This window comes from Xanthomonas arboricola pv. populi, from assembly GCF_002939945.1.
GTDB classification, from domain to species: Bacteria; Pseudomonadota; Gammaproteobacteria; order Xanthomonadales; family Xanthomonadaceae; genus Xanthomonas; species Xanthomonas arboricola_A.
In genome coordinates this window covers 1,023,582-1,039,878 of the sequence record NZ_MDEB01000001.1, presented here as the reverse complement: position 1 = coordinate 1,039,878, position 16,297 = coordinate 1,023,582, and the positions used below count along the sequence as shown (strand labels likewise).

General features: G+C 67.0%; 17 protein-coding genes. 9 read left to right on the top strand and 8 right to left on the bottom strand.

Annotated features, from left to right (window positions below):
- The first annotated feature begins 2 nt into the window (after positions 1 to 2).
- Both XaplCFBP3123_RS05100 and XaplCFBP3123_RS05095 read left to right on the top strand, forming a co-directional pair.
- Complete coding sequence (locus XaplCFBP3123_RS05100) at positions 3 to 635, top strand: Hemin transport protein (RefSeq protein ID WP_104533022.1); 633 nt, start codon at positions 3 to 5, stop codon at positions 633 to 635.
- 27 nt (positions 636 to 662) lie between these two features.
- Complete coding sequence (locus tag XaplCFBP3123_RS05095) at positions 663 to 1,586, top strand: DUF6607 family protein (RefSeq protein WP_104533021.1); 924 nt, start codon at positions 663 to 665, stop codon at positions 1,584 to 1,586.
- Between the two features lie 140 nt (positions 1,587 to 1,726).
- On the opposite strand, the gene XaplCFBP3123_RS05090 is transcribed toward XaplCFBP3123_RS05095, so the two are convergent.
- The 7 genes from XaplCFBP3123_RS05090 to XaplCFBP3123_RS05060 form a co-directional block, all read right to left on the bottom strand.
- On the bottom strand, positions 1,727 to 2,080 hold the full coding sequence (locus XaplCFBP3123_RS05090) for a DMT family protein (protein WP_064630977.1): 354 nt from the start codon (positions 2,078 to 2,080) through the stop codon (positions 1,727 to 1,729).
- A 182-nt stretch (positions 2,081 to 2,262) separates the two neighbouring features.
- Positions 2,263 to 3,147 (bottom strand): ABC transporter permease, encoded by an 885-nt coding sequence (locus XaplCFBP3123_RS05085; protein WP_104533020.1) that lies wholly within the window; start codon positions 3,145 to 3,147, stop codon positions 2,263 to 2,265.
- Positions 3,144 to 3,983 carry an ABC transporter ATP-binding protein gene (locus tag XaplCFBP3123_RS05080; RefSeq protein WP_104533019.1) on the bottom strand — a complete coding sequence of 280 codons (840 nt, stop codon included), beginning with the start codon at positions 3,981 to 3,983 and terminating at the stop codon, positions 3,144 to 3,146. Before XaplCFBP3123_RS05080 ends, XaplCFBP3123_RS05085 begins: the two co-directional genes overlap by 4 nt.
- Before the next feature lie 3 nt (positions 3,984 to 3,986).
- Positions 3,987 to 5,033 carry an ABC transporter substrate-binding protein gene (locus XaplCFBP3123_RS05075; protein ID WP_104533018.1) on the bottom strand — a complete coding sequence of 349 codons (1,047 nt, stop codon included), beginning with the start codon at positions 5,031 to 5,033 and terminating at the stop codon, positions 3,987 to 3,989.
- Between the two features lie 78 nt (positions 5,034 to 5,111).
- On the bottom strand, positions 5,112 to 6,029 hold the full coding sequence (locus XaplCFBP3123_RS05070) for a TauD/TfdA dioxygenase family protein (protein WP_104533017.1): 918 nt from the start codon (positions 6,027 to 6,029) through the stop codon (positions 5,112 to 5,114).
- 196 nt (positions 6,030 to 6,225) lie between these two features.
- Positions 6,226 to 8,709: an ABC transporter permease gene (locus XaplCFBP3123_RS05065; protein WP_104533016.1), complete on the bottom strand. Its 2,484-nt coding sequence runs from the start codon at positions 8,707 to 8,709 to the stop codon at positions 6,226 to 6,228.
- Entirely contained in the window at positions 8,706 to 9,305 is a 600-nt protein-coding gene (locus XaplCFBP3123_RS05060; RefSeq protein WP_104533015.1) for an ABC transporter ATP-binding protein, read from the bottom strand. The genes XaplCFBP3123_RS05065 and XaplCFBP3123_RS05060 overlap by 4 nt, the downstream gene beginning before the upstream one ends.
- A 109-nt stretch (positions 9,306 to 9,414) precedes the next feature.
- On the opposite strand from XaplCFBP3123_RS05060, the gene XaplCFBP3123_RS05055 reads away from it, so the two are divergent.
- From XaplCFBP3123_RS05055 to XaplCFBP3123_RS05045, 3 genes are all read left to right on the top strand, one after another.
- The gene (locus XaplCFBP3123_RS05055; protein ID WP_172453114.1) at positions 9,415 to 10,083 is read left to right on the top strand and encodes an arylesterase; all 669 of its coding nucleotides are present in this window, start codon (positions 9,415 to 9,417) and stop codon (positions 10,081 to 10,083) included.
- A gap of 104 nt (positions 10,084 to 10,187) precedes the next feature.
- Positions 10,188 to 10,901: a response regulator transcription factor gene (locus tag XaplCFBP3123_RS05050; RefSeq protein ID WP_002811889.1), complete on the top strand. Its 714-nt coding sequence runs from the start codon at positions 10,188 to 10,190 to the stop codon at positions 10,899 to 10,901.
- A 144-nt stretch (positions 10,902 to 11,045) separates the two neighbouring features.
- Complete coding sequence (locus XaplCFBP3123_RS05045; protein ID WP_104533013.1) at positions 11,046 to 12,317, top strand: sensor histidine kinase; 1,272 nt, start codon at positions 11,046 to 11,048, stop codon at positions 12,315 to 12,317.
- 249 nt (positions 12,318 to 12,566) lie between these two features.
- Here the strand turns inward: XaplCFBP3123_RS05045 and XaplCFBP3123_RS05040 are convergent, their stop codons facing one another.
- Complete coding sequence (locus tag XaplCFBP3123_RS05040; protein ID WP_104533012.1) at positions 12,567 to 13,268, bottom strand: SGNH/GDSL hydrolase family protein; 702 nt, start codon at positions 13,266 to 13,268, stop codon at positions 12,567 to 12,569.
- 298 nt (positions 13,269 to 13,566) lie between these two features.
- On the opposite strand from XaplCFBP3123_RS05040, the gene XaplCFBP3123_RS05035 reads away from it, so the two are divergent.
- The 4 genes from XaplCFBP3123_RS05035 to XaplCFBP3123_RS05020 all read left to right on the top strand — a co-directional run bounded on the left by XaplCFBP3123_RS05035 (position 13,567) and on the right by XaplCFBP3123_RS05020 (position 16,245).
- Positions 13,567 to 13,947, top strand: a complete 381-nt coding sequence (locus XaplCFBP3123_RS05035) for a diacylglycerol kinase (protein WP_104533011.1) — start codon at positions 13,567 to 13,569, stop codon at positions 13,945 to 13,947.
- Between the two features lie 259 nt (positions 13,948 to 14,206).
- Entirely contained in the window at positions 14,207 to 14,827 is a 621-nt protein-coding gene (locus tag XaplCFBP3123_RS05030; protein WP_104533010.1) for a LemA family protein, read from the top strand.
- 27 nt (positions 14,828 to 14,854) lie between these two features.
- Positions 14,855 to 15,754: a TPM domain-containing protein gene (locus XaplCFBP3123_RS05025; protein ID WP_104533009.1), complete on the top strand. Its 900-nt coding sequence runs from the start codon at positions 14,855 to 14,857 to the stop codon at positions 15,752 to 15,754.
- The gene (locus tag XaplCFBP3123_RS05020; protein WP_104533008.1) at positions 15,754 to 16,245 is read left to right on the top strand and encodes a TPM domain-containing protein; all 492 of its coding nucleotides are present in this window, start codon (positions 15,754 to 15,756) and stop codon (positions 16,243 to 16,245) included. The genes XaplCFBP3123_RS05025 and XaplCFBP3123_RS05020 overlap by 1 nt, the downstream gene beginning before the upstream one ends.
- Positions 16,246 to 16,297 lie beyond the last annotated feature (52 nt).

Genomic DNA, 16,297 nt, shown 5'->3' with positions numbered 1-16,297 from the left:
CCATGCCCATCGTCCGCCCGCTGCCGTCGTTGTCGCATGCACGTGCCGCCCGCGCTACGTTGCCGCGTCCGCAGCAGTTGGCGGCGCTGGGCACGGTGCTGTGCCTGTATCGGCCCGCATTGGGCAACGAACTGGCTGGCTGGCAACACGCGGTGGATGCGGCGGCGTGCCGGCAGGTCGACAGCGATGGTGTGCGCGAGAGCATCTGGTTCTTCGATGCGGAGGGGCAGTGCTGCTGGCGGATCTGTCTGTTGCCCGACAGCGATTTTCTGATCTGGGATCGCCTGGTCTCGCGCCTGCCGCCACTGCCGATGGAAAGCCATGAGCTGGGTGTCGGCGAGCGGCTGTGGCGTCGCCTGGCCGGGCGCATGCGGGGTGAGGCGTGGCGATTGAGCGCGCTGCGCCTGCAGGCCGCCGCCACTCGCGAGCAACCGTTTGTCGCCAGCCTGGCGACCGTGTCGGCGCTGGGCGCCGAGGTCGCCGCACGCCTGGCACGCGAGGAGGGCATCGACGGCCGCGTGGCGGTGGATGATTGCTGCTGCGCGCGCGCTGCCGCCTTGCGCACGGCCTCTGCCACATCCAGCAACAACAATCCATCCGACATGACGACGTCGCTGGTGCGCCTGCGCCGCTGATGTCTCCAACCACTGCCGAGAGTTCCGATGAGCCGAACGTTTCCCCGTTGTATCGCAGTGACGCTGAGCCTGTTGCCGTTGATCGCCGCCGCCGACGCCCAGCGCGATCGGCAGAGCATCTTGGCGATGCAGGGCGAATACGCGGTGGACTTTGCCTTCGACGAGACCGTGCTGCTCAAGCCCGGTTACGAGCGTGCATCGGCCATGCGCAGCGGCGCCAGCGAAGTGGTGATCGTGGTGGAGGATTCACCGCGCAAGCTGGTGCTGCAGCATCTGCTGGTCGACGAAAAGAGCAAGCACGTGACCAAGCACTGGCGGCAGGACTGGATCTACGAGGCGCCGCAGCGTTTCGAATTCAGCGCCGATCAGACCTGGACGGTGCATGCGCTGCCGCCGGCAGTCACCACCGGCGCCTGGACGCAGTGCGTCTACGAGGTCAGCGACGCGCCGCGCTATTGCGGCACCGGTCGCTGGGACTATGCCGACGGCCATCCCACCTGGACCAGCGATGTGAGCTGGCGCCCGTTGCCGCGCCGCGAGTACGCCAGGCGCAGCGACTACAACGCGCTATCGGTGATCAATCGCCACACGCTCACGCCCAACGGCTGGACCCACGAACAGTTCAACACCAAGGTGCTGCGCAAGCCCGACGGCAGCCAGGAAGCGATCGCGCGCGAGTTCGGCTTCAACGATTACCGCAAGACCACCGATGTCGACTTCGCCCCGGCCTATGCATACTGGAAGGGCACCCAAGGCTACTGGGCCAAGGTGCGCATGCGCTGGGCCAGGTTCCTCGACACGCCGCCGGGCCTGCATCTGAAGACCAAGCCCGACGGCATGGCGATGATCATGCCGATGTTCCAGCAGGCCGAGGCGGTGCAGAACGGCGAGCGGGTCAAGGATGCGCAGCTGGACGCGGTGTTCGCGCAGTGGGTCGAACCGGCGAATTAGCCACCCCGGGTCGTAGGAGCGCACCAGGGCGCGACGGGGCATTCCCGACAACGCCCCCATCGCGCGCCCGGCACGCTCCTCCAAGGTCGCGCCCTGGTGCGCTCCTACGGGCAAGACCGTCGTGAGCTCTTCAAGGGCGGTTATTCCTTGAACATCAGGAACGCCGCGACCAGGATCAAGCCGAACGCGGCCCAGTGATTCCACTTCAACGACTGACCCAGGTAGAACGTGGAGAAGCCAGCGAACACCAGCAGCGTGATCACTTCCTGCATACCCTTGAGCTGCGGCGCCGAGTACACCGCGCTGCCCAGGCGGTTGCCCGGCACCTGCAGGCAGTATTCGAAGAACGCAATGCCCCAGCTGACCAGGATGGCGATCATCAGCGGCGTGCTCTTGTACTTCAGGTGCCCGTACCAGGCGAAGGTCATGAACACATTGCTGGCGAGCAACAACAGCACCGGATACAGATAGGCAGTGAAGGGAGCGGTAGGCATGACGGCAGGCGGCAGGAAAGGGGCCGGCAGCATAAGCCGGCCCCGTTAAGCGCACGCGACCGTGCCGATGAGCCCGGCTCGCGGGCTCATGCTGTTGGAGGCCGAGGCCAGCGCGAAACCCTCGCATGCAGCACGGCCAGGCAACACGCCTGGCCACGCATCGCCGCGCGCGCGGTTACTCCCTAGCGTTGCATGCCCCACCGGCGCACGGTCAGCCGCTCGATGGCCTGAAACACCACGCCTTCCACCAGCAGGCCCAGTACGATCACCATCGCCAGGCCGGCGAACACGCGGTCGGTATACAGCTCGTTGCGGTTCTGGAAGATGTACCAGCCCAGGCCGCCCTGGCCGGAGGTGGCGCCGAACACCAGCTCGGCGGCGATCAAGGTGCGCCAGGCGAAGGCCCAGCCGATCTTCAGCCCTGACAGGATCGCCGGCAGCGCGGCAGGAATCAGCAGCTGCGCCACGTAGCGTGGCCCACGCAGTCCATAATTGCGCCCGGCCATACGCAGGGTTTCCGGCACTGCCTGGAAGCCGGCATAAGTGGTCAGCGCCAGCGGCCACAGCACCGAATGCACCAGCACGAACACCAGGCTGCCGGTGCCCAGGCCGAACCACAGCAAGGCCAGCGGCAGCAGCGCGATGGCCGGCAGCGGATTGAACATGGCCGTCAGCGTACCGAGCACGTCGCGGCCCCAGCGCGTGGAGGCGGCCAGCGCGGTCAGCACGAACGCCAGCACCACGCCCAGCGCGTAGCCCTGCGCCAGCACGCGCAGCGACGCGCCCACGCGGCGCAGCAACTCGCCCGACAGCAGCCCGTCGTAGAACGCGCGTGCGGTCTGCAGCGCGCTGGGCAGCATCAGATCGTCGCCAACCACGCGTGCGGCGATCTCCCACATCGCGATCAGCACCACCAGCACCAGCGCCTTGCGCAGCCACGGTGGTGCCTGCCAGCGCGTCGGCGCAGCGGCTGCAACCAATGCGGGGTCCAGCGGCTGCAGGGCCACTTCGTACTCGGCCCGCACCGGTGGCAATGGCGGCAGCGCGGTGGCGTTGCCGCCGCTCATGGCAGCACCTCGCGCTGGCGCTCGGCAGGGCGACGCAATGGCGCCACCTTGGCATCGTCCAGGGTGTCGTCGGGCAGGTCGAACAGTAGCCGATGGATCCGCTGCGCGGTCTGCTGGAACGCCACGCTACCGGCGTTGTGCGGGCCGAACGCATGCGCGTTGAGCTCGGCGCGTACCTGGCCCGGATGTGGCGACAACAACAGCACGCGGTTACCGACCACCAACGCCTCCTCGATCGAATGGGTGACGAACAACAGGGTGAAGCGCGACTGCTCCCACAGCTCCAGCACCTGCTCCTGCATGCGCGAACGCGTCAACGCATCGAGCGCGGCGAACGGCTCGTCCATCAACAACACGCGCGGCCGCATCGCCAACGCGCGCGCAATCGCCACGCGTTGCTTCATGCCGCCGGACAAGGTGTGCGGATACGCCTGCGCAAACGCGCTCAGCCCGACCTGCGCCAGGCTGTCGTCGGCACGTTCGCGCGCTTCGGCACGCGACAGCTTGCGGGTGGCGCGCAGGCCGAACACCACGTTCTCGCGCACGGTCTTCCAGGGCGCCAGCTGGTCGAATTCCTGGAACACCACCACCCGGTCCGGCCCCGGCCCGGTGACCGCATTGCCATCCAGACGGATCTGCCCCTCGCGCGGGGTGACAAAGCCAGCCACTGCCTTGAGCAAGGTGGATTTGCCGCAACCCGAAGGCCCCAGCAGCACGAAGCGATCGGCTTCATGCACATCGAAACGCACGCGATGGGTGGCACGCACCACGCGCTGCGCGGAGGCGTATTCCAGGCTGACGTGATCGACCTGCAGCAATGGTGTAGGCGTGCCCATCGCTCAGCTCCCGCCCGCAATCAGCGGATCGTCGAAGAAGTAGTCGCCCAGCTTGCTCGGTGTCTGCTTGATCGCGCCGCTGTGCTGCATGAACTTGCCCAGTCCCAGCGTGTTCTGCGGCACCACGGTGAACTGCACTTTCGGGTCCTTGAGGATCTGCAACACCAGCGCGCGATCGATGCTCGAGCCATTGCGACGCAGGAAGATATCCGCCGCCTGCTCCGGATGCGCGGTGACGAAGCGTGCGGCCTGATCCAGCGCCGCGACGAAGGCGCGATAGGTCTTGGGATTGTCGCGGCGGAATTTTTCGGTGGCGTACAACACGGTGGCCGACGCGGGGCCGCCTTCGATCTCGTAGGAGCTGGTCACGATATGCGCGGCCGGATTGCGCGCCAGTTCCTGCTCCTGGAATGGCGGGCTGGCGAAGTGGGCGGTGATCTCGGTGCGGCCGCGGATGATCGCGGCGGCCGCGTCCGGGTGCGGCAAGGCGACCTGCAACGGATCCAGCTGGCGGGTGCCCTTGTCGCCCCAGCGCTGTTGCGAGGCGTGCTGCAGGAAACGCGACTGCACCGACACGCCGGTGGCCGGTACCGCAATGCGGTCCTGCGGGGTGAAATCGCCGATGGACTTGATGCGCGGATTGTTGCTGATCAGGTAGTACGGAAAATTGCCCAGCGATGCCACGCCGCGCACATTCTGGCGGCCATGGGTGCGGTCCCAGATGGTGAACAGCGGTCCGACACCGGCACCGGCGATATCGATCGAACCGGTCAGCAGGGCATCGTTGACGGCCGCGCCACCGGACAACTGCAGAAACTGCACGTCGATGTCCACGCCGGCCACCTTGCCCTGCTGCTCGATCAGCTTCTGATCCTGCGCCACGTCCAGCAGCAGGTAGACGATGCCGAACTGCTTGGCGATGCGCAGCTTTCCTTCGGCCTGCGCCTGCGCGCTGTGCAGCAACGGCAATGCGGCCAGGAACAGCAGCGCAACACGTCGGGAAAAACGTCTGTGCTGCGGACGCGCGTGAGAAGTGACGGTCAAACGCATGCGGCGCTCCAGTCGAGAGGGGGAGGGGGGCATCTCAGGGGGGGCGTACCGCGAGACGCGCATGGGGCAGCAGCTTGTCTAGAACGGCGCATCGCCTTCGATCGTGGTGCGGTTGAGCCGACGACGCAGGTGATCGGGCGTGCCGGCGGCCAGATGCATGACCGAGCGGTTGTCCCAGAACACCATGTCGTGCGGCTGCCAGCGATGCCGATACACCAGGGCATCGCCGGTGCTGTGTGCGAACAGGGCCTGCAGCAGTGCATTACTTTCGTCGTCGGGCAGGCCGACGATGCGGGTGGTGAAATGCTCGCTGACAAACAGCGCTTTCCGGCCGGTTTCCGGGTGCGTGCGCACGACCGGATGCTGCACCGGTTTCACTTCGGCGATCTGTTCCGGCGTCAGCGCCGGGCGCCACGGATTGCGCGCACGCAGTTCTTCGTACTTGGCCAGGTAGCTGTGCTCGGCACGCAGGTCCCGCACCGCGTGCTTGAGCGCGTCGGGCAGGGTCTGCCAGGCCAGGTGCTGGTTGGCGAACAAGGTGTCGCCGCCTTCGCTGGGCAGTTCCTGCGCATGCAGTAGCGATCCCAGGCTGGGGGTGTCCTTGTAGGACAGGTCCGAGTGCCAGTAGTGGCCGGCATCGCCCAGACCGATCGGCTCGCCGTTTTCCTTGATGTTGGACACCACCAGCACTTCCGGATGCCCGCGCAACTGGAAATTGCGCAGCACATGGATCTGCAGCGGGCCGAAGCGACGGCTGAAAGCGACCTGCTGCGCCGGCGTAATGCGTTGCTCGCGGAACACCAGCACGTGGTAGTCCAGATGCGCGCGATGGATGCGCGCAAAGGTGTCCGCATCCAGCGGCTGCGCCAGATCCAGGCCGATCACTTCGGCGCCCAGCGGGGCATCGAACGGCACGATCCGGACACTGGAAGCGTGTTCTGTGGAAACCGCATCGCGCGGCGGCTGCGCACGCGCAGCGGAAGGGACGCTGGCCATGACGGTGGAACCTCGACGGCAACGAATGGCCGCCTGGGTCGGCGGCCGGACACATCACTGTAGGCAGTCCGGTCGTCGCTGCGAACGTACGATTGGCAAGGTGCTTATGCGCTGCCGGTATATGCACCGGTGCGACCGAATGCAAAAGGGCGACGCCCGCGCGCCGCCCTGCTCACGGGTTCAGCCGCCCCTGGCCCTAGTCGGTCCGCAGTGCCAGCGCCGGTGGCGTGGACAGGATGCGACGCGTGCCCGACCAGCCGGCCAGAAGGCTCAAGGCCAGGCCAAACGCGCCGCCGAGCAGCAGGCGCGGCCAATCCGGCATCAACGCGATCTCGAACGCCTTTTGCCCGACCACCGCACCGATCACCGCCGCGGCGGTCACCGCCAGCGTTGCCGCCAGCAGGCCGAGCGCGCCGAACTCCACCAGCACCGCACCACGCAACTGGCCGCGCCGCGCGCCCAGCGTGCGCAGCACCGCACTGTCATAGCGGCGCTCGCCTGCGGTGGCCTGCAAGGCCGCCAGCAGCACCAGCACACCAGCCAGCAGGCTGAAGCCCATCACCAGTTGCACCGCCTGCGCCACCTGGTCGATCACCTCGCGCACGCGGCCGAGGATCGCATCGATGTCCAGCACCGAAATGTTGGGGTAGTCGCGACTCAGCGACGCCAGCCTGGGCGCGTTGCCGGGCGGCAGGTGGAAGCTGGAAATCAGGTTGTACGGCGCATCGCCGACCGAGCCCTGATTGAGCAGCAAGAAGAAATTGACCCGGAATGAATCCCAGTCGGCCTTGCGGATGCTGGTGACGGTGAAACTGCGCTGCTGCTCGCCCAGCAGCAAGGTGATGCGATCACCCAGTTTGAGCTGATACCGCTGCGCCCAGCCTTCTTCCACCGAAGCCTCCGGCGCGGTGCTGTCGGCCGCCCAGAACTTGCCTTCCAGCAAGGTGTTTGCAGGCGGAAATGCATGCCGCCAGGAGAAATTGACCGGCCGGTTGTCGCCGTCGCCATCGTCGGCCGGATCGCGATCGCCGCGCAGCGGCGGCTTGTCGTTGATCGCCACCAGGCGCCCGGTCGAAAACGGCTCCACGGCCGCATCCTGCACACCCAGGCCACGCAGCGTCTGCAGCACCGGCTCGGTCTGCTCGGGCTGGATGTTCATCAGGAAATAGTTGGGCGTCTCCACCGGCAGGCGATCGCGCCATTGCCCGAGCAGGCCGGGGCCGACCACCGCCAGCAGCAGCAGCGCGCACAACGACAGCGACAGCCCGACCAGCTGCACCACGCTCAGCCCGCGCCGCCGCGTCAGCGAGGCCAGGCCCAGCTTCCAGGCGCCGCGCAGGCGATGCTGGATCGGCCGCAGCAGGGCCAGCAGGCCCAAGCCCAGCGCCATTGCCACCAGTGCCAGTGCAGCCAGGCCGCCCAGCACCCAGCCGGCCAGCACCAGGTTGCCTGTCGCATACACGGTCAACGCCAGCATGGCCACCAATGCCGCTGCGTAGACCAGCAAGGAACTCGGCGGCACCGCGGCAAAGCTGCGGTTGAGCACGCGCATCGGCGGCACGTTGCGCAGCCGTAGCAGCGGCGGCAAACCAAAGCCCAGCAACAGCACCAGGCCAATGCCTGCGCCCGCCAGGGCCGGGGTGGCCTGCGGCAACGGCAACCGGTTCGGAATCAGGCTACCCAGCGCCTGTACCAGGCCTTCCTGCGCCAGCATGCCCAGCCCGATCCCGACCAGGCAGGCCGGTATCGCGGTGAGCAGCAATTGCAGCGACAGCATCGCCAGGATGTCGCGCTGGCGTGCGCCCAGGCAGCGCAGCACCGCCACCGTGTCGATACGGCGCATCGCAAAGCGGTTGGCTGCCAACGCGGTGGCCACACCGGACAACAGCACCGCCAGCAAGGCCGACAAGGCTAAAAAGCGGCCCGCGCGATCGAACGCCGCGCGCATGCCGCGCTGGGTGTCCTCGATGCCGACCAGGCGGAATTCGCTGGCGCGCGGCTTCAGCCAGGCGCGTAAGTCGGCGATGGCATCGGGCGCACCGGAGAACATCAGCCGGTACGAGGCACGGCTGCCGGGGCCAAGCAGGCCGGCACCGTCGATATCGGTGCGATTGACCAGCAGCGGTGGCGACAGCTGCATCAGCTCGCCGGACGCATCCGGCTCGGCACGCAGCACGCCGGTGATGGTGAGATGGCCGGCGCCGAATTCCAGCTGTTCGCCCACGCGCAGGCCCAGGGCCTCCAGCAGGCGGGGATCGGCGTAGGCCTGGCCCGGCGGCGGTGCGCCCGCAGGCGCGCCCTCCATACCGGCGCTGTCCCTGGAGACCAGCAATTGTCCGCGCAGCGGGTAGCCCGCGCCGACACCGCGGATATTGGCCATCTGGCTGGCGTCGCCATGAAACAGCACGCTGGGGAAGCTGACCATACGCGTGCTCTGCAAGCCACGTCGTTGCGCTTCTTCGGCGAAGTTGGCGGGGATCTCCTGGCGGCCGGTCACGCCCAGATCGCCACCGAGCACTTCGGCCGCACTGGAGGTCAGCGCCAGGGTCACCCGATCGACCAGCGTGCCGACGGCCGTCATCACCGCCACGCCCAGCACCAGCGCGGCGAACACGGTCAGCAGGTCGCCGGCCAGGAATTCGCGGCGCACGGCGCGCGCGGCTTGGCGCAGCACATTCATGCGGCCGAACCGGTCTGGGCGTGCAGGCGGCCGCTGTCGATGCGGTAGATGTGGTTGCAGCGCTGCGCCAGCGTCATGTCGTGGGTCACCAGCACCAGCGTGGTGTCGCTGGTGGCATTGAGCGCGAACAGCAGGTCGCTGATCTGCGCGCCGGTGGTCTGGTCCAGGCTGCCGGTGGGCTCATCGGCGAACAGGATGCGCGGTCTGGCCACGAACGCGCGTGCCAGCGCCACGCGTTGCTGCTCGCCGCCGGACAGCTGGCGCGGGTAGTGGCGCGCGCGCGCGCTCAGGCGGACCGCCTCCAGTACCTCGCGCACCCGCGCCGGATCCTCGCGCCCGGCCAGTTCCAGCGGCAGCGCGATGTTTTCTTCGGCGGTGAGTGCCGGCAGCAGATGGAAGCTCTGGAACACGAAGCCGACCTCGCGCGCGCGCAGGGCCGCGCGCGCCTCCTCGTCCAACTGGCCCAGCTCCTGGCCGGATAGCGCGATGCTGCCGCGGCTGGGCAGGTCCAGCCCGGCCAGCAGGCCGAGCAGGGTGGTCTTGCCCGAGCCGGACGCGCCGACGATGGCGATACTGTCGCCTTCACTGACCGTCAAGCTGATGTTGTCGAGGATGTGCAGCGTTCCCTCCGGTCCACTGACGGACTTGCCGACCTCGCGGACGTCGATGGCGGTGCGGGTGCTGGAGCGGGGGGCCAGGCTGTCGATGAGGAATCTCCGAATGCGTGAAAGAACACTGCGATATGGCGCGCTGGTCCTGTGGCTGCTGACACTGTCCCTGCTCGCGCCGGGAATTGCCTCTGCCAAAAGTCCGGTGGCGACCGCACCGGTCCTGGTGGTCGGCGACAGCCTGAGCGCTGCGCACAACATCCCGGTGCAGTCCGGCTGGGTCACCTTGCTGGACCAACGCCTCAAGCGTGACATGGCGACGCCACCGGCGGTCGTCAATGCCAGCATCAGTGGCGAAACCACATCCGGTGCGTTGACGCGGCTGCCCGGCCTGCTGCAGAAGCACCACCCCGGCGTGGTGGTGATCGAACTCGGCGGCAACGATGCGCTGCGCGGCCTGACCCCGGCACAGCTCAAGGGCAACCTGGAAAAGATGATCCAGCTCAGCCAGCAGGCCGGCGCGAAGGTGCTGCTGCTGGGCATTGATGTGCCGCCGAATTACGGCCCCGCCTATCGCGAACGCCTCAAGGCGACCTATGCCGATCTGTCCAGGCAGTACAAGACGGCGCTGGTGCCGTTTTTCCTGGAAAAGGTGGCGCTGCAGCCAGGCCTGATGCAGGCGGACGGCTTGCACCCCACTGCCGCAGCCCAGCCCAGGGTGCTGGAAACGGTGTGGCCGGCGCTGCGCCCCCTGCTCAGGCGCTGACGGTCGGCCGCCACCGCCCGCCGTCACAAAACGTTAGTTGGTCTTCACGCGCTTTCCACTGCCGATCCGGCATGTTTCACAAAGCTGAAGACCGAGGAAAGTCCATGCGTCAGACCAAGGAAACGTCCGGCCTCGTGCTGGTCGTCGAAGACAACCGCAATATCTCTGAAATGATCGGCGAATACCTGGAAGGCCGTGGCTTCGAGGTCGACTACGCGCAGGACGGACTCGACGGCTACCGTCTGGCCGCCGAGAACAGCTACGACGTGGTCGTGCTGGATCTCATGCTGCCACGTCTGGACGGCATCGAAGTGTGTCGCCGCCTGCGTAACGACGCACGCAAGTCCACCCCGGTGCTGATGCTGACCGCCCGCGATACGCTGGACGACAAGCTCACCGGCCTGGGGTTCGGTGCCGACGACTACCTGACCAAGCCGTTTGCGATTCAGGAACTGGAAGCGCGCCTGCGTGCCCTGATCCGTCGCGAGCGCCGCCAGGTGGGCTCGGAAGTGCTCAAGGTCGCCGACCTGGTGCTCGATCCGGTCAGCATGCGCGCCACCCGCGCCGGCACCGAGCTGCAGCTCTCGCCGATCGGCCTGCGTCTGCTCACCATCCTGATGCGCGAGTCGCCGCGGGTGGTGACCCGCCAGGAAATCGAGCGCGAGATCTGGGGCAACGGGTTGCCGGATTCGGACACCCTGCGCAGCCATCTGTACAACCTGCGCAAGATCATCGACAAGCCGTTCGACCGCCCGCTGCTGCACACCGTGCAGAGCGCCGGCTATCGCATTGCCGACATCGCCCAGCCGATGGCCTGATGTCGCCGGTCGGCCGCCGTTCTGGCGGCCGGCCACCTCCTGTAGGCGCCCACGCGCCGCTCGTTTCCGCGCGCTGCCGTCTGGCTGCACGACGGGCTTACGGAAGCGTTGCCTATAATCCGGCGCTCTCCCCTGGATGCAGCAATGCCGCACGGGCTTCCACGAAAAATACGTCTGGCCTTCCTCCTGCAGGTCGCTCTGGCGAGCCTTGCGATCGTGCTGGGCGGCTATCTGCTGTCCTTCGTGATCAAGTACAGCCTGGTACGGACCGTGCTGGCCGACGAGGCGGTGCATTTCTGGCGCGTGCACAAGGGCGCACCGGACAACCCGCCGCCGAATACACGCAATATCCAGGGCTATTTTTCGCCTGCCGGCCAAGGCCGCGACGCTGCACCAGCGGCGTTGCAGCGGTTGTCGCCGGGCTTCAGCGAAGTGGCTGCCGCCGATGCCCTGGTGTATGTCGATCAACGTCGGGAAGGGCGTTTGTATCTGGTGTTCCCACGTTCGCGTGCGGCCCATCTGACGCTCTGGTTCGGGGTGGTGCCGGCGATGCTGGTGCTGATGGCGATCTATGGCGTGTTCTGGGTGACCTACCGGATTTCCAAACGGCTGGTGTCGCCGATCAGCTGGCTGGCGCGGCGCGTGTCGCAGTGGGATCCGCGCAACCCCGATGTCGATGAACTGGCACCGGAGCGGCTGCCCGCCGACCTGCAGGGTGACACGCGGCAATTGGCCGCCGCGCTGCATGCGTTGGGGCAGAAGGTCAGCGACCATGTCGCGCGCGAGCGCAACTTCACCCGCGATGCCAGCCACGAGCTGCGCACACCGTTGACGGTGATCCGGGTGGCCAGCGACATGGCGCTGGCCGACGACGAATTGTCGCAACGCACCCAGCGCAGCCTGCGCCGGATCCAGCGCGCCGGCCGCGACATGGAAGCGGTGATCGACGCCTTCCTGATCCTGGCGCGCGAGGCCGAGATCGACCCGCAAAGCGAAACCTTCGATGCCGCCGAACTGGCCAGCGAAGAAGTCGATAGCGCCCGCGAACTGCTGGGCGACAAGCCGGTGTCCCTGACGATGGTCGGCGACCGCAGCCTGCAGATGTTCGCTCCGCCGCGGGTGATGCGCGTGGTGCTCAGCAACCTGCTGCGCAATGCCTGCGCCTATACCGACACCGGCAGCATCGAAGTGGAAGTCACCCAGGACCGCATCATCGTGCGCGATACCGGGATCGGCATGAGCGAAGAGGCCCGCGCGCGCGCATTCGAGCCGTTCTTCCGCGCCGATCCCACCCGCCCGCAGGGCACCGGCCTGGGCCTGTCGATCGTGCGCCGGCTGTGCGATCGCTTCGGCTGGCGGATCGAACTGCATAGCGAGTCCGGCGTCGGCACCTCGGTTGCGGTGGTGGTGGCCTGAGGGAGGAGTGGCCGTAGCGGCATGTGGGTTGCCTGGAATCTGCCATTGACGAAGAAGATGCGCCGCCTGCGCCCAGTGCGCCGTTTGCGGTTGCCGATGCTGCTGTTTTCCACCTCGCGGCAATGAGGCTGCGCGCCTTGCCGATATGCCGCAGACGCCAGATGCATCTGCGGCATCTGCGGCATCGGTGGCATCGGTGGCGCAATCGATCGATCTGGCGAGTGCGACACCAGAGCGATCCGTCAAGCGTTACTTCTGCTCCAGCACCGGTGCCACGGCCTTGCGCCAGATGGCATAGCCATCGGCGGTCATGTGCAGCATGTCCTGGCGAAACAGCGCGGTACTTGGCTTGCCGTCGACATCGAGCATCGGCGTGTAGACGTCCACGTAGTCCACACGTGCCAGCGGCGCGAGTGCGTCCTTGATCAGGCGATTGGCGGTGACGATCGCCGGCAGCAGATGCGCGCGCGACGGGCTGGGTTTGATCGACAGATAGCTGATGCGCGCGGTAGGCAGATCGCGGCGGATGCGCTTCACGAATGCCAGCACGTCGTCGCGCACCTGCTGCGGCGTGCGGCCGCTGTTGAGATCGTTGTCGCCGGCATACAGCACCACCTGGCGCGGCGCATACGGGGTCACGATGCGGTCGGCGTACCAGGTGCTGTCGCGCACTTCCGAGCCGCCGAAACCCCGATTGATCACCGGCATGCCGGGGAAATCCTGGGCTAGCGTGTCCCAGAAGCGGATCGACGAACTGCCGACGAAGACGATGCCGTGCCTGGGCGGCGGTGTTTGTGCGTCGCTGGCTGCGAAGCGCTGCATGTCGGCTTCCCAGGCGGCATTGGACACCTGCGCCGGTATCTGCGGCGCGGTGTGCGGGGCGGCGGCGTGGACGTGGCCGGAGAACAAGGCAAGGACGCACAGCAGCGTGCGCAAGGGATGTTTGATCATGCGAAAGAACCTGCGACAGCGGAGCGGACCACCATGGTGCGACAGGCCGGAAGTGCAGGGCAAACCGGTGGGCTTCCAGCGGCTGCTATCGCCTTGCTCGCACGACGATGCGGCAGAGATTGTGCCAAGCGGCAGCATCGGACGGCCTTGCAGGCCCAACGCCAGCTGTTCGACCGCGTGGCAGCGCCCTGGCGGCGCGCTGCACGACGGTGCAAGATTCGCACTTTCCTCAGTAGTGACCATGCCATGCGTTCGAGCCGTCCCCAGACATGCCCTTGCGGCCGGAAGCACTGACCGCATGGCCGATCAACTGGGACACGTGCCGCGCGGCCCGCGCCGCATGCTCAAGGCGGCGATCTGGTCGTGGCAGGGATTGCGCGCGGCATGGCTGCATGAATCCTCGTTTCGGCTGGAGGTGTGTCTGGCGGCAGTGATGTCGCCGCTGGGGCTGTGGCTCGGCCAGTCCGGCCTGGAACGCATCGCGCTGGTGGCGCCATTGCTGATCGTGCTGGCGGCCGAATTGCTGAATTCGGCGATCGAGGCGGTGATCGAGCGCTACGGCCCCGAGCACCACGTGCTGGCCGGCCGCGCCAAGGACATGGGTTCGGCGGCGGTGTTCCTGCTGCTGATCAATGTGCTGCTGTGCTGGGGATTGATACTGCTGCCGCGGTGGTTCTGAAGGGCAGTGCGTCTGCGCGACCTGCAGCCCCCCGTCGGCTTGTGTAGGCGATTGGATTGGCGGATGCATGGAGCATTCGTGGCGATGCGCCGAGGCGCCAGCGACGTGGCAACCCGCCACGCAGCATGCAGTGACTGCTTCTTCCGGTTGCCAGGCTCCCGCTTGCTTGGTCGCAATCACCGGCCAGGCGAACGCATGTGCATGCCGGCTTGACTCGCCGCATGGCATGCTGCGGCTCTCTTTCAACGGAATCGCCTGCATGCCCGTCCTGATTCGCGCCCTGGTGTTGCTGATGCTGACCGTCTCGCTGTCCGGTTGCGGCTACAACGCGATCCAGCAGAAGGAAGAAGGCGTCAAGGCAGGTTGGTCGGAGGTGCTGAATCAATATCAGCGTCGTGCCGACCTGATTCCCAATCTGGTGCGCACCGTGCAGGGCTATGCCCAGCAGGAGCGTCAGGTGCTGACCGAAGTGACCAATGCGCGCTCGCGGGTCGGGCAGATCCAGGTCAACGCCGACGACGAAGCCTCGCTGAAGCAATTCCAGCAGGCGCAGGGCGAACTCGGCAGCGCGCTGTCGCGCCTGATGGTGGTCAGCGAAAACTATCCGCAGCTGAAATCCGACCAGTCGTTCCGCGATCTGCAGGTACAGCTGGAAGGCACCGAAAACCGCATCACCGTGGCGCGCGGTCGCTACATCCAGACGGTGCAGGACTACAACACCTATATCCGTTCGTTCCCGCAGGTGATCACCGCCAAGATCTTCGGCTATCAGCCCAAGCCCAACTTCAGCGTGGAAAACGAAGCGCAGATTTCGCGCGCACCGCAGGTGGATTTCGGCAATCAGCAGGCGCCGCAGCAGCAGCCGCAACCTGCGCAGTAACAGCGCTTACCAGGCAGGAGTCAGGCAATGCGGCAAACGCACAGCTGGGTGTTGTGGATGATGGCGCTCTTCTTGCTGCCGGCTTCGCTCCTGGCGCAGGATCTGGCGGCCATTCCGCCGCTACGCTCGCCCGTGGTCGATACCACCGGCACCTTGGATGCCACGCAGATCCGGCAACTCGAGCAGCAGGCGCTGGCCTTGCAGCAGCGCAAGGGCGCGCAGTTGCAGATCCTGATCGTGCCGACCACGCAGCCGGAGGCGATCGAGCAGTACACCCAGCGCGTGTTCGATCAGTGGAAGATCGGCCGCAAGGGTGTGGACGACGGTGTGTTGCTGCTGGTGGCCAAGGACGATCGCCGGGTGCGGATCCAGCCCGGTTACGGCCTGGAAGGCGCAATCCCCGACATCACCGCCAACCGCATCATCCAGGAGTACCTGGCACCGCGCTTCCGTGAGGGCGACTACGCAGGTGGCATCAGCGCTGCGACCGCAACGCTGGCCGGGCTGATCGAGGGCGAGGCCTTGCCCGCACCGGTCAGCGGGCACGCCGATGCCGGCGCCGGCAATGGTTCGGGCGGAGGCGGTGGCTGGATCATGGCCTTGTTCATCGGCTTTGTGGTCGCGATGGTGGCGCGTGGCATCCTCGGCGCCCTGCCGCGGCCGCTGCGTGCGTTACTGACCGGCGTCGCTGCCGGCGGTGCCGCCTTGCTGTTTACCTCGCTGCTGTTCGCCAGCGCCGGTGCTGCGGTGATCGGGCTGCTGGCAGGCCTGGCGTCCGGTTCGCCGGGGCGCTTCGTCGGCGGCGGTGGCTGGGGCGGTGGTGGATTCGGTGGCTTTGGAGGCGGTGGCCGTGGCGGCTTCGGCGGCGGCGGCTGGGGTGGTGGGGGCGGATCATCGGGAGGCGGTGGCGCCTCGGGGAGCTGGTAATGCGTTGGCTCAAACACATTTTTGCGCCCTCGGCGCAGCGCAGTTTCCCGGCCGGCTGCATGGATGCGATTGCCGCGGCAGTTGCCGCCAGCGAGCGCACCCATACCGGGCAGATCATGGTGGCAGTGGAAGCCGACCTGCCGCTGGACGCACTATGGCGCGGGCAGACCGCACGCCAGCGCGCCGAGCAGGCCTTCGCGCAATTGCGTACCTGGGACACCGAAGCCAACAACGGGGTGCTGCTCTATCTGCTGCTGGCCTACCACGCCATCGAAGTAGTCGCCGATCGCGGCCTGCGCAGCCGGGTGCCGGAGGCGCAATGGGCCGAGGTGTGCCGGCGCATGCAGCAGTTTCTGCGCGATGGTGAGCACGAGGCGGCGGTGCTGGCCGGGATCGAGGCAGTGACCGAGCTGTTGACCGCGCATTTCCCTGCCGCTGCCGGCTCCCAGCATGAAGACGAGCTGCCCGATCGTCCCCAGCTCTTAGGCTGAGCGCGTGCGAGGTGTCAGAATAGACGCCTCGCTTTTTTGTGATCCGCGGTCC